A 13,005-nucleotide genomic window follows, 5' to 3' on the forward strand; every position below is an offset into this window, starting at 1 on the left:
GCACCCCGACCGAGCGCGCGGTTCCCTTCGGCGCCTTCAGCCACCTGGTCGAGATAGCCGACATCGGCAAGCCGGCCGCGCTGTTGCGTGCCGCCCGGGCGTCGCTGGACGGTGACGACCTGCTGCTCGCGGTCGACGACGCTCACGAACTGGACATCCTGTCCGCCACGCTGGTGTACCAGTTGGCGCTGGCCGGCTTGCCGATGTCGGCTATCTCGACCAGGTGGCTGAAGGCGCCGAAGGGAACCGCGCGCTCGGTCGGGGTGCCGGTGACCCAGCGGACGCGGGTGCCGGGGTGTTGGTGACCGAAGTCGTCGGCGGCCAACCGGGCCAACGTGGACTTGCCGCAGCCATCGGGTCCGAGCACGACGGCGCCTCTCCCGGTCGCCAGTGCCGCCTCCAGCCGCTGAAGGGCCGACGCGTGCCGGGGGACGTTCCATCGAATCGGCATCGCCGGATTTTATTGCGCGCGGCATGCGGGCGTCAGCAAGCTTGGTCTACCTTTCGTTGTATGCGCCCGGAATCCGAGCCAGCCGGCGACTGGGCGGTGTGCGTGTACTGCGCGTCCGGCCCGCAACATCCCGAATTGCTTGCGGTCGCTGCCGAACTCGGCGAGGCGATCGCCGAGCGTGGCTGGACCCTGGTGTGGGGTGGGGGCCGGGTGTCGGCGATGGGCGCGGTGGCGACCGCCGCACGCGCCCACGGGGGCCGGACCGTCGGCGTGATCCCCCAGGTCCTGATGCGCGTCGAGATCGCCGACGCCGACGCCGACGAGCTCATCGTCACCGAGACCATGCACGAGCGAAAGCACGTCATGGAGGAGCGCGCCGACGCGTTCATCGTGCTCCCCGGCGGCGTCGGCACCCTGGACGAGCTGCTCGACTCGTGGACCACGGGCTACCTGGGTCTGCACCGCAAGCCCATCGTCATGCTGGATCCGCTGGGGCATTACGAAGGGCTGTGGGACTGGCTGGGCGGGTTGCTCGACAGCGGGTACGTCTCGCAGCCGGCGATGGACCGGTTGTTGCTGGTCGACAAGGTGAGCGACGCCGTGGAGGCGTGTGCCCCCGAATGAGGGCGCCGGCAATCTCGTGATCCCTATTAGGCTGTCCGCCGAGTTGTTTACGCAGAATCGAGGGATGACGTGGCCGATCACGACGGGGGAGCGCGGACCGCGGTCAAACTGACCGACATCGCATCGCGGGCGCCGGGTCTGCTGGCCGATATGCCGGTGATCGTGCGCGGGGCGGTGACCGGGCTGCTGGCCCAGCCGGGTTCGAAGAAGTCGATCGGCACGGTGTTCCAGGAGCGGGCCGCCCGCTACGGCGACCGGGTCTTCCTGCGGTTCGGCGACCAGCAACTGACCTACCGCGACGCCAACGCCGCCGCCAACAGGTACGCCGCGGTCCTGGCCGCCCACGGCGTCGGCCACGGTGACGTCGTCGCGATCATGCTGCGCAACTCGCCCAACGCGGTCCTGACCATGTTGGCGGCGGTCAAGTGCGGCGCCGTCGCCGGGATGCTGAACTACCACCAGCGCGGCGAGGTCCTCGCGCACAGCCTGGGCCTGCTGAAGGCCAAGGTCCTGATCGCGGAGACCGACCTGGTCAGCGCGGTCGCCGAGTGCGGCGGCTCGGGCGACACCGAGACGATGACCGTCGAAGACCTGGAGCGATTCGCCGTCAGCGCCCCGGCCACCAACCCGGCGTCGGTGTCGGCCGTGCAGGCCAGGGACACCGCGTTCTACATCTTCACCTCGGGCACGACGGGCTTCCCCAAGGCCAGCGTGATGACCCACCTGCGGTGGCTCAAGGCGCTCGCGGCGTTCGGCGGTATCGGGCTGCGGCTGAAGAGCTCCGACACGCTCTACAGTTGCCTGCCGCTGTACCACAACAACGCCCTGACCGTCGCGCTGTCGTCGGTGATCAACTCGGGCGCGACGCTGGCGCTGGGCAAGTCGTTCTCGGCGTCGAAGTTCTGGGACGAGGTGATCGCCGCGGAGGCCACGGCGTTCATCTATATCGGCGAGATCTGCCGGTACCTGCTCAACCAGCCCCGCAAGGCCACCGACCGCGCGCACCAGGTGCGGGTGATCGCCGGCAACGGGCTGCGCCCGGAGATCTGGGACGAGTTCACCGATCGGTTCGACATCGACCGGGTCTGCGAGTTCTACGCCTCCAGCGAGGGCAACACCGCGTTCATCAACGTGTTCAACGTGCCCCGCACCACCGGTGTCTTCCCGATGCCGCTGGCCTACGTGGAGTACGACCCCGACACCGGGGCCCCGCTGCGCGACGACAACGGACGGGTGCGCCGGGTGCCCCCCGGGGAGCCCGGCCTGCTGCTCAGCCCGGTCAACCGCCTGCAGCCCTTCGACGGCTACACCGACCAGGAGTCGAGCGAAAAGAAGCTGGTGCGCAACGCCTTCCGCGAGGGGGACGTGTGGTTCAACTCCGGTGACGTGATGAGCCCGCAGGGCATGGGGCACGCCGCGTTCGTCGACCGGCTGGGCGACACCTTCCGGTGGAAGGGGGAGAACGTCGCCACCACGCAGGTGGAGGCGGCGTTGGCGTCCGACGCGTCCGTCGAGGAATGCACGGTCTTCGGTGTCGAGATTCCCCGCACCGGCGGCCGCGCCGGGATGGCCGCGGTCAAGCTGCGCGACGGCGCGGAGTTCGACGGCAAGTCGCTGGCCCGCGCGGTGTACTCCCAGCTGCCCGTCTACGCGTTGCCGCTGTTCGTGCGAGTGGTCGAGTCGCTCGAGCACACCACGACGTTCAAGAGCCGCAAGGTGGAGCTGCGCGAGCAGGCCTACGGATCAGACATCAAGGATCCGCTGTACGTGCTGGCCGGCCGCGACGAGGGCTACGTGCCGTACTACGACGAATACCCCGACGAAGTGGCCGACGGTAAGCGGCCGCGCGGCTGAATGTGCGCTCACGGCGTCGGCCGTACGCTGACGGCGGAGACTCGCCGTACCACCGCGCCTTGGCCGCTCACCCGATCCCCTGACGGTGCGCGGCGCGGTGACCGGGCACTATAGACCCGTGCAAGCCAGCTGGTGCGGCCGTCCGGTCGCCGGCGACCGCCCGCTGATCATGGCGATCGTGAACCGCACCCCGGACTCGTTCTACGACCGGGGTGCGACGTTCAGCGACGAGGCCGCCAGGGCCGCCGCGCACCGGGCCGTCGCCGAGGGCGCCGACGTCGTCGACGTCGGAGGGGTCAAGGCCGGACCGGGCCAGGCGGTCGACGCGCAGACCGAGATCGCCCGGTTGATCCCCTTTATCGAATGGCTGCGCGACGCCTACCCGGACCAGCTGATCAGCGTCGACACCTGGCGCTCCGAGGTGGCCAGGGTGGCCTGCGCCGCGGGGGCGGACCTGATCAACGACACCTGGGGCGGCATCGACCCGGCCCTGGCCGAGGTCGCCGCCGAGTTCGGTGCGGGCCTGGTGTGCTCGCACACCGGCGGCGCGCTGCCCCGCACGCGTCCGTTCCGGGTGAACTATGGAACCAGCACGCGCGGAGTGGTCGACGACGTCATCCGCCAGGTCACGGCCGCAGCCGAGCGCGCCGTCGCCCGCGGGGTGCCCCGCGACCGGGTGCTGATCGACCCTGCCCACGACTTCGGGAAGAACACCTTCCACGGGCTGCTGCTATTGCGTCACGTGGGCGATCTCGTTAATACCGGGTGGCCGGTGCTCATGGCTTTGAGTAACAAGGACTTCGTCGGGGAGACTCTGGGTGTGGAATTGACCGAGCGGCTCGAGGGAACGCTGGCGGCCACCGCGCTGGCGGCGGCCGCCGGTGCGCGAATGTTTCGCGTGCACGAGGTCGCCGCGACCCGGCGCGTGCTGGAAATGGTGGCGTCGATCCAGGGGGTTCGCCCGCCGGCGCGCACGGTGAGGGGGCTGGCATGACGGCATCCGACCTGGTCGCCGGGGACCTCGCCGCCGGCGCGGTGCTGTCCGCCCGGCCCGGCGCAACCTGGTTGGCCGATCGCAGCTGGAACCGTCCCACCTGGACCGTCGCCGAACTCGAGGCCGCGAAGGCGGGGCGAACCATCTCGGTGGTGCTGCCGGCGCTCAACGAGGAAGAAACCATCGCATCGGTCGTCGACAGCATCTCCCCGCTGGTAGACGGGCTGGTCGACGAGTTGATCGTGCTGGACTCCGGCTCGACAGATGACACCGAGATCCGCGCCGTCGCCGCCGGCGCCCGCGTCGTCAGCCGCGAGCAGGCCCTCCCCGAGGTGCCCATCCGGCCGGGCAAGGGCGAGGCGCTGTGGCGCTCGCTCGCGGCCACAAGTGGCGACATCGTCGTGTTCGTCGACTCCGACCTGATCAACCCGCACCCGATGTTCGTGCCCTGGCTGGTCGGTCCGCTGCTGACCGGTGACGGCATTCACCTGGTCAAGAGCTTCTACCGGCGGCCGCTGCAGGTCGGCGACGTGGGGGGCGCCGCGGGCGCCACCGGCGGCGGGCGGGTCACCGAGCTGGTGGCCCGGCCGCTGCTCGCGGCGCTGCGGCCGGAGCTGGGCGGCATCCTGCAGCCGCTCGGCGGGGAGTACGCGGCCACCCGTGAACTGCTGACGTCGGTGCCGTTCGCGCCGGGCTACGGGGTGGAGATCGGCCTGCTGCTGGACACCTTCGACCGGCTCGGCGCCGACGCGATCGCCCAGGTCAACCTGGGTGTGCGCGCGCACCGCAACCGACCGCTGGCCGAGCTCGGCGCGATGAGCCGCCAGGTCATCGCGACCCTGCTCTCACGCTGCGGGGTTCCCGACTCCGGCGTCGGGCTGACGCAGTTCTTCGCCGTCGGGCCGGACGGACCCGATACCCACGGCTACACCCAGCACACTTCGCCGGTGTCGCTGGCGGACCGCCCACCCATGGCGGTCCTGCGGCCGCGCTGAGGCCCCGCTGCTTGGTCGCGGTGTCGGCCGCATAGGGCAGTATCGACGACGTGGCATTGGTGTTGCTCTACCTGGTGGTTCTGGTGCTCGTGGCGATCGTGCTGTTCGGCGCGGCGAGTCTGTTGTTCGGTCGGGGCGAGCAGCTGCCGCCCCTGCCGCGGGGGACCACCGCGACGGTGTTGCCCGCCTACGGCGTGACGGGCGCGGACGTCGACGCCGTCAAATTCACCCAGGTGCTGCGCGGATACAAGACCAGCGAGGTGGACTGGGTGCTGGACCGGCTGGCCCGCGAGCTCGAGGCGCTGCGGGGTGAGCTGGCGGCGGTGCGCGCCCCGGCGTCGGCCGAAGGCGAGCCCGAGGCCGTGGAACCCGGAGACCGCGAGGATCGTCAGGACTAGATGTGAGCGATGACGGGCTGGTTCGGTGTGGTTGGGCGGCCATTCGCCCCGGACCCGATTTCCAGATGTACCGCGACTACCACGACCAGGAGTGGGGCCGCCCGGTGCACGACGGGGTGGCGCTGTTCGAGCGGATGAGCCTGGAGGCCTTCCAGAGCGGGCTGTCGTGGCTGATCATCCTGCGCAAGCGGGAGAACTTCCGGCGGGCTTTCGCCGGTTTCGATGTCGAGCGGGTCGCCGGCTACACCGACGACGACGTGCACCGGCTGATGGCGGATACGGGCATCGTGCGCAACCGGGCCAAGATCGACGCGACGATCGCCAACGCGCGCGCCGCTGCGGAGCTGGGAAGTGCGGCGGACCTGTCGAAGCTGCTGTGGTCCTTTGCGCCGGAACCGCGTCCCCGGCCCGCTGACGGCTCCGAGATTCCTTCGGCCAGCGAGGAATCGAAGGCCATGGCACGTGAGCTCAAGCGGCGCGGGTTCCGCTTCGTCGGGCCGACCACCGCCTATGCGCTGATGCAGGCGACCGGGATGGTCGACGACCATGTCCGGGGTTGTTGGGTGCCTTCCACCCGGTGACGATGCGGGCGGGCGGTCGGGTTCAGCCGCCCGCTAAGCCCGCAGAACCGGGTCTTTGTACAACTCGTGACCTGGATAGGGAACAATGGGGGGGTGATTTGGCAGTTCGATGTCGGGTATGGCTGGAAAATCGCTGGCGGGGCATGCTCGGCGCCGACCAGGTCCGCAAAGGCGGGCCAGCTCGAACCTGGAGGGAGCACTCGATGGCGGCGATGAAGCCCCGGACCGGCGACGGTCCTCTGGAAGCAACCAAGGAGGGGCGCGGCATCGTGATGCGGGTACCACTTGAGGGTGGCGGTCGACTGGTCGTCGAGCTGACGCCCGACGAAGCCGCAGCCCTCGGTGACGAACTCAAGGGTGTCACGAGCTCCAGCTGAGACGTGCCGGCGGACGGCCGCCGCTACGCACACACCTTTCGGTAGATGTCCAGGGTCTGCTCGGCGACACGGGCCCAGGAGAATTCCTCGACGCAGCGCTGGCGTCCCGCCTCGCCGTAGCGCTTCGCCCGCCCGGGGTCGGCGACGAGATCGTTGACCGCTTCGGCCAGCCTCGCCTGGTAGCCGGTCGAGTCGCCGGCGTCGTAATGCACCAGCGAACCCGTCACCCCGTCGACGACCACCTCGGGTATCCCCCCGACATCGGACGCCACCACGGCCGTCGCGCACGCCATCGCCTCCAGGTTCACGATACCCAACGGCTCATACACGGATGGGCAGACGAAAACCGTTGCGGCCGAGAGTATTTCGCGGATCTCGCCGATCGGCAGCATTTCCCTGATCCAGAACACACCCTGCCGATGGTCGGTCAGCCGCTCCACCGCGGACCGGATCTCGTCGGCGATCTCCGGAGTGTCGGGGGCGCCCGCGCACAGCACCACCTGCACCTCGGGGTCGAACCGGTGCGCCGCCGCCACCAGGTGGGCCACACCCTTCTGCCGGGTGATCCGGCCGACGAACGCCACGGTGGGCCGGTGCGGGTCAACCCCGAGTTCGGCCAGCACAGACCCGGTTTCCATGGGCCCGGACGGATACCAGACGTCGGTGTCGACCCCGTTGCGGACGACGTGCACCAGGCTGGGATCCAGGGCGGGGTAGACCCGCACAATGTCTTCACGCATCGCGGAGCTGACCGCGATGACGGCGTGCGCGGCCTGTACCGCCGTGTGCTCCACCCACGTCGACACGCGATAGCCACCGCCGAGCTGTTCGGCCTTCCACGGCCGCAGCGGCTCGAGCGAATGCGCGGTCAGGACGTGGGGGAGGTCGTAGAGCAGCGCGGCCAGGTGCCCGGCCATGCCGGTGTACCAGGTGTGCGAATGCACGACGTCGGCCGCCGACGCGGCGTTGGCCATCATCAGGTCCGCGGACAACGTCGTCAGAGCAGGGTTGGCGCCCTGCAAGCGCGGATCGGGCTGGTGCACGAAGGCGTTCGGTCGGGGCGCGCCCATGCAGTGCACGTCGACCGCGCACAATCGGCGCAGCTGGGCGACCAGTTCGGTGACATGTACACCGGCTCCCCCGTAGACCTCCGGTGGGTACTCCCGAGTCATCATCGCCACCCGCATACCCGCACCGTAGTTCGGTTCCGGCGATGCCCGCGAGTCGGGCCGACAATCGGTGGCCGGAACCCCGGGAACCAAATACCTTGACGGACAGCCGCACAGAAGACCGCCAATTAGCGCGGTCCCTCTGGCAGCGTTTCGCGACGGCCGATAGGTTTGAACCATGAGGGAAGCGCCACACGTGCTGGGCATTGTCCTGGCCGGCGGTGAGGGCAAGCGGCTGTATCCGCTGACAGCGGACCGGGCCAAGCCCGCAGTTCCCTTCGGCGGCGCCTACCGGCTGATCGACTTCGTGCTCTCCAACCTCGTCAATGCGCGTTATTTGCGGATCTGCGTTCTCACTCAGTACAAGTCGCATTCACTGGACCGTCATATTTCGCAGAACTGGCGGCTGTCCGGTCTGGCCGGTGAGTACATCACCCCGGTGCCCGCCCAGCAGCGCCTGGGCCCACGCTGGTACACCGGTTCCGCCGACGCGATCTACCAGTCGCTCAATCTGATCTACGACGAAGACCCCGACTACATAGTCGTTTTCGGCGCCGACCATGTGTATCGAATGGACCCCGAGCAGATGGTCCAGTTCCACATCGAAAGCGGGGCCGGCGCAACGGTGGCCGGCATCCGGGTGCCGCGCAGCGAGGCCAGCGCGTTCGGGTGCATCGACGCCGACGATTCCGGGCGCATCCGCGCTTTCGTGGAGAAGCCCTTGGAGCCGCCGGGCACACCGGACGACCCGGAGTCGACGTTCGTGTCGATGGGCAACTACATCTTCACCACCAAGGTGCTCATCGACGCGATACGCGCCGACGCCGACGACGACCACTCCGACCACGACATGGGCGGCGACATCATCCCGCGGTTGGTGGCCGACGGGATGGCAGCGGTCTACGACTTCAAAGACAACGAGGTACCGGGCGCCACCGATCGCGACCGGGGGTACTGGCGCGACGTGGGAACGCTGGACGCGTTCTACGACGCGCACATGGACCTGGTGTCGGTGCACCCGGTGTTCAACCTCTACAACAAGCGCTGGCCGATTCGCGGCGAGTCCGAGAACCTGGCGCCGGCCAAGTTCGTCAACGGAGGCTCGGCGCAAGAGTCGGTCGTCGGTGCCGGCAGCATTATCTCGGCGGCCTCGGTGCGCAACTCGGTGCTGTCGTCCAACGTCGTGGTCGACGACGGCGCGATCGTCGAGGGCAGCGTGATCATGCCGGGCGCCCGGGTCGGCCGGGGCGCGGTGGTACGCCACGCCATCCTGGACAAGAACGTCGTCGTCGGTCCCGGCGAGATGGTCGGCGTAGACCTGGAGAAGGACCGGGAACGCTTCGCGATCAGCGCCGGCGGTGTGGTCGCGGTGGGCAAGGGCGTCTGGATCTAGCCGTCTGCTACGGAATCTCAGGGACCAGCAGGTGCGCGTCGTGGCGCGGGCCCCAGTGCAGTGTGACGCGACCGCGCGGCGAGCCGGCGTAGGCCGCGGGGAGCTGGCCGGTGAGCGGGTTCCGCGGGCACAACCAGCGACCGGCGACCACCAGCCGCAGCCGCTCACCGGCGCGGAACAGGGTCGCCGACGGGCCCAGCGCGACGTTGACCTCGACGACCTCGCGGGCCGCGACGGGCTGCGGGTCGGTGCATGCGGCCACGGGCTCCCAGGGCCGGGACAGGCCGGGGTCCAGCGCGCGCAGCGAGACTCGCTGCCAACCGGTGCTCACCCGGTCGCGCCCGTACCCGTACGAGCCCTCGAATGCGACAAACCGGCCCCCGAACCGGCCGGGGCGCCACTTCTCCACGCCGACGAACAGATTGGCGTCGTCGCAACCGTGCAATTCGAGCCACAACCGCGCCGCCATCGGCCCGGTCAACTCGACGTCCTTGGGGACGGTCCAGCTGAAAGCGGCTGCCGCAGCACGGGTTTCGAATGTGATGTTGCCCGGCTCCGGCGGCCGCCGGGCGGCCAGTGCCCCGTCTTTGTCGAGATACAAAGGCCGCCAACGGGTGCGCGCCAGCGGCCATTCCCGTTCTTCACGGACCACGGCGACGGTGTCGCGGTCTTCCCGGACCTCGAGGCGGACGCTGCGTGAACCGGGCGCCCCATCCAGCGCGGCGCGGAAAAACTTCAGCTGCTCGGCCAGCGTGGGCCCGGAATAGAAGGTCGCCCATTTTCCGGCGCGGTGGGTGTACAGGCGGGCGTGCCGGGACGCGGCGCCCGTGAACGCGCGGATGGAGCCCCGGCTGTGCAGGTTGTTGTCGGAGAAGCTGCCGCACACCAGCATCGGCACCTCGATGGCGGACAGCTCCGGCACCAGTGAGCGCCAGAACTCGTCGCGCAACGGGTGGGCATCCTGCATCCGCTCCAGGTCGTAGGCCTGCCGGGTGTCGCGTCGCACGATCCGCGACCACATCCGGGTGAAGCCGCGCTCCCGGACGCCGCCCGGAAAGGTCAGGTCGCGGTAGGCGTCGGTGAAGCCTTCCCAGGGGCAGATGGCCTTCAGTGCCGGGGGCCGTAGGGCCGCGACGGCGTACTGGCTGATGGCCAGGTACGACACCCCCAGCATGACGACCCGCCCGTCGCTCCACGGCTGGTCGGCGATCCACTGCACGACGTCGTAGGTGTCCTCGGCCTCCCGGCGCGACAACAGCTCTCCGGTGCCCTTGGAGTGGCCGCAGCCGCGGGCGTCGGCGTTCACGACGACGAACCCCTGCGCGGTCCACCATGCCGGATCGGGCGCCTCCCAACCGGTCAGCGCCGAGAAGGTCACCCGCCGCGGCTGGCGCAGAATCCGGTACTGCACGGAGAACGTCCACCGGGTGCCGCGCCGCTTCGGCAGGTTGTCCTTGCCGTAGGGGTGAATGCTCAGAATGGCCGGCGCAGCCGGGGCGTCAGCCTCCCGGAACACGTTGAGCCGCAACACCGTTCCATCGCGGGTCGGCACGCCCGCGTCACGCTCGACGCGTAGGCCGGCCGGCGGATCGGTCACGGTGACGGGGGGCGCGGCCAGACCGCGAAGGCGGCTCACCGCGTACCGGAGGGCACCGGGCCGCCGCCACGGCCGGTCCAGGGTGGGCGCGGGATTTCGGGCCACGCGACCACCCTAGGCGGGTCGTCTTGGCGATTACCAGATGTAGGGCACCAGCCGGTAGCGCACCTGCTGCCGGTATTCGCGGTACCCGGTCAGCTCCGCGGTGAGCAGCTTTTCCTCGTCGAGGATGCGCAGTGCGAGCATGACGCCGCCGGGGAGTACGAACAGCAGTCCCCAATAGGAGCCGAGCGCCAGGGGCATGCCGATCATCATGATCACGTTTCCGACGTACATGGGATGGCGCACGAATCGGTAGAGACCGTCGGATACCAGCGTCTGGCCTGTTTCCACGGTGATGGTGGCGCCGGCGTAACCGTTTTGGACGATCACCAGCATGGCGAGCCCGAGTCCCGTCACCACCAGGATGTCGCCGACCACACACAGCCACGCCGGCACCGACGACCAGCCGAACCGGTGATCGAGCGCGCTGACCACCATCGTCGCGAACAGGGTCAGCAACGAGCCGGTGATGATGAACTTCTGAGCCGCCCGGGGTTCGGCCCGTGGGCCCGCGTTCATGCGCCGCTGCAGGGCGGCGGGGTTGTGGCGCGCCAGGTAGACCACCGGGACGATCGTTGCCGCCATGAAGACGGCGATGAAAACCCATGCCTGCCAATACCGCAACGTGCCTGCCGGCACGAAGAGGATCACACCGAACGAGACGATCCCCGAGATCGACGTGACCGTCACGCGAATACCGGTTTTCACGACGCCTCCTAGCTACGCAGGTCGCGGCGTCGGAAGGCCATGACACCGAGCGTAATCAGTCCGGTGTCGATGGCCAACAGCCAAAGCAGCGGCACACCGGTGAAATCCGCGCCGACCCGGGGGATGTGGGCGAACGGTTCCAGGTCGAGCAGCCACTGCGGGAAGCCCGCCAACGACCCGATCAAGTACAACGCGACGAACCCGACGAGGACGCCCCAGGCCACGGGGGTGAATCGCGGCGCGAGACCGAACATGGCGACGGTCACCGCCGAGAGCAGCCAGACGGCGGGCAGCTGGACGGCCGCGCTGCCCATCACGACGGCCAGCTTGCCGCCGACGTCGCCCGCCGCGGCGCCGTAGACGAGCCCGCCGGCCACGCCGCTGACCAGCATCGCCGCCGCGGATCCGAGCAGCGCCGCCAGCAGGTGACTCGCCAGCCAGCGGCTTCTGGACACCGCGCCGGCCAGGGTCGTCTCGGCTCGTTGTGCCGCCTCCTCCTGGTGCAGCCGCAGCGTCAGCGAGACGGCGAATGCGGCGGCCGCCATGCCCAGCATGGTGAACGCGACGGCGATGAAGGCGTCCGCCAACGCGTTGGTGCCGCCCATCCGGACGACGATGTCGCGTGCGGCGTTGCTGTTGCCGAGCTCGTCGCCGATGCCGTGCACCACGCTGCCCAGTAACACGCCGTACAGGCAGAGACCCACGGTCCACAGCACCAGGGCGCCGCGGTCCAGTCGCCAGGCCAGCCCGAACACATTGCCCAGCGTGGACGCCGCGGAGCCCGGACCGGGGCGTTCGGCGAAGAGGCCGGCGCCGACGTCGCGGCCGGCCAGCAGCCGGTACGCCACCAGCGTCAGCGCGACGGTCGTCGCGACGTGCAGCGCCAGCACGGGCCACTGGTCTCCCGCGTAGGGCCGGACTTGCAGCGACCACCCCAGCGGCGAGAGCCACGACAGCGATCCGGAACCGGCATCGCCGAGGGCGCGCAGCGTGAAGGCGGCCGCCAGGACCGCAAACGCGGCACCGCGGGCGGTCCGTGCGCTCGGCGACAGCTGGGCGGCCACCGCGGCGACCGCGGTGAACACCAATCCGGAGCAGGCGAGCGCGGCGCCGAACGCGAGCGACCCGCCGGGTGGGACATCGGTCATGAGCAGTCCCGCCGCACCGATCGCGCCGGTGGCGACGCTGGCCCCGAAGGACAACAGCAGCGCGGCGCTGAGGCCGGCGTAGCGGCCGACCGCGGTGGAGTCGAGGAGTTCGGTCCGGCCGGCCTCCTCGTCGGCGCGGGTGTGCCGGATGACCGTCAGGATGACGGCCACCGAGATCAGCAGGTGAAACATCCCCGCCTTCCAAATGCCGACGGCCCCAAGGCTGTCGTTGTAGACCTGCCCGTAGAGCGCGCGCTGTGCGGGGCTCGCCATGATGGACGCGGCGAACGCGGCGCGCGCGGCCTGGGTGGGGTAGACCTTTTCGATGCTGCCGACGTACACCGTTGCCAGCGGCACGGACAGCAGTAACACCCACAGCGGCAGCGAGATTCGATCGCGGCGCAGGTAGAGCCGCAGCATTCCGAGCGTTCCCGAGAAGTTCGGCCGGCGTTGCGGCGCGGGATGTGCTGGACGGTGCGACCGATCCAAGGTTACGGTGGTCATGATGCGGACACCCTGCCCGCCGTGTCGTAGTGGCGCAGGAAGAGTTCCTCGAGCGTCGGCGGCTGGCTGACGAGGCTGCGCACGCCGGCGTCCCCGAGCGCCCGGATCAG

13 protein-coding genes and 1 pseudogene are annotated in these 13,005 nt (G+C 69.7%); 8 read left to right on the forward strand and 6 right to left on the reverse strand.

Going from position 1 to position 13,005, the window contains the following annotated elements:
• Positions 1-142: 142 nt before the first annotated feature.
• A complete protein-coding gene (locus tag A5692_RS28215; protein ID WP_231984294.1) occupies positions 143-451 on the reverse strand; it encodes a hypothetical protein in 309 nt (102 codons plus the stop codon).
• A gap of 60 nt (positions 452-511) precedes the next feature.
• On the opposite strand from A5692_RS28215, the gene A5692_RS11225 reads away from it, so the two are divergent.
• The 7 genes from A5692_RS11225 (at position 512) to A5692_RS11255 (ending at position 6,274) form a co-directional block, all read left to right on the forward strand.
• On the forward strand, positions 512-1,075 hold the full coding sequence (locus A5692_RS11225; protein WP_068055830.1) for a TIGR00730 family Rossman fold protein: 564 nt from the start codon (positions 512-514) through the stop codon (positions 1,073-1,075).
• Between the two features lie 69 nt (positions 1,076-1,144).
• Complete coding sequence (fadD6, locus tag A5692_RS11230) at positions 1,145-2,929, forward strand: long-chain-acyl-CoA synthetase FadD6 (protein ID WP_068055833.1); 1,785 nt, start codon at positions 1,145-1,147, stop codon at positions 2,927-2,929.
• Positions 2,930-3,047: 118 nt separating this feature from the next.
• Positions 3,048-3,923, forward strand: coding sequence for a dihydropteroate synthase (gene folP / locus A5692_RS11235; protein WP_068055836.1), 876 nt, complete (start codon positions 3,048-3,050; stop codon positions 3,921-3,923).
• Positions 3,920-4,918 carry a glucosyl-3-phosphoglycerate synthase gene (locus tag A5692_RS11240; protein ID WP_068055839.1) on the forward strand — a complete coding sequence of 333 codons (999 nt, stop codon included), beginning with the start codon at positions 3,920-3,922 and terminating at the stop codon, positions 4,916-4,918. The genes folP and A5692_RS11240 overlap by 4 nt, the downstream gene beginning before the upstream one ends.
• A gap of 50 nt (positions 4,919-4,968) precedes the next feature.
• Positions 4,969-5,316: a DivIVA domain-containing protein gene (locus A5692_RS11245; RefSeq protein WP_068055842.1), complete on the forward strand. Its 348-nt coding sequence runs from the start codon at positions 4,969-4,971 to the stop codon at positions 5,314-5,316.
• 2 nt (positions 5,317-5,318) lie between these two features.
• On the forward strand, positions 5,319-5,897 hold the full coding sequence (locus tag A5692_RS11250) for a DNA-3-methyladenine glycosylase I (RefSeq protein ID WP_068055845.1): 579 nt from the start codon (positions 5,319-5,321) through the stop codon (positions 5,895-5,897).
• A 203-nt stretch (positions 5,898-6,100) separates the two neighbouring features.
• Positions 6,101-6,274: a DUF3117 domain-containing protein gene (locus A5692_RS11255; protein WP_003878471.1), complete on the forward strand. Its 174-nt coding sequence runs from the start codon at positions 6,101-6,103 to the stop codon at positions 6,272-6,274.
• 23 nt (positions 6,275-6,297) lie between these two features.
• Here the strand turns inward: A5692_RS11255 and glgA are convergent, their stop codons facing one another.
• Positions 6,298-7,461: a glycogen synthase gene (gene glgA / locus A5692_RS11260; RefSeq protein ID WP_068055848.1), complete on the reverse strand. Its 1,164-nt coding sequence runs from the start codon at positions 7,459-7,461 to the stop codon at positions 6,298-6,300.
• Positions 7,462-7,621: 160 nt separating this feature from the next.
• On the opposite strand from glgA, the gene glgC reads away from it, so the two are divergent.
• Positions 7,622-8,836, forward strand: a complete 1,215-nt coding sequence (glgC, locus tag A5692_RS11265; protein ID WP_068055851.1) for a glucose-1-phosphate adenylyltransferase — start codon at positions 7,622-7,624, stop codon at positions 8,834-8,836.
• A 7-nt stretch (positions 8,837-8,843) separates the two neighbouring features.
• Here the strand turns inward: glgC and A5692_RS11270 are convergent, their stop codons facing one another.
• The 4 genes and pseudogenes from A5692_RS11270 to A5692_RS29025 form a co-directional block, all read right to left on the reverse strand.
• On the reverse strand, positions 8,844-10,538 hold the full coding sequence (locus tag A5692_RS11270; protein ID WP_068055854.1) for a CocE/NonD family hydrolase: 1,695 nt from the start codon (positions 10,536-10,538) through the stop codon (positions 8,844-8,846).
• 30 nt (positions 10,539-10,568) lie between these two features.
• Positions 10,569-11,243, reverse strand: coding sequence for an isoprenylcysteine carboxylmethyltransferase family protein (locus A5692_RS11275; RefSeq protein WP_068055857.1), 675 nt, complete (start codon positions 11,241-11,243; stop codon positions 10,569-10,571).
• 8 nt (positions 11,244-11,251) lie between these two features.
• Entirely contained in the window at positions 11,252-12,895 is a 1,644-nt protein-coding gene (locus A5692_RS11280) for an ABC transporter permease (protein ID WP_156766029.1), read from the reverse strand.
• Positions 12,892-13,005, reverse strand: a pseudogene (locus tag A5692_RS29025) (ABC transporter ATP-binding protein); the annotation flags it as partial. The pseudogene A5692_RS29025 and the gene A5692_RS11280, both read right to left, overlap by 4 nt.

This window comes from Mycobacterium sp. E342 (assembly GCF_001667665.1).
In the GTDB taxonomy this organism is placed as follows: domain Bacteria; phylum Actinomycetota; class Actinomycetes; order Mycobacteriales; family Mycobacteriaceae; genus Mycobacterium.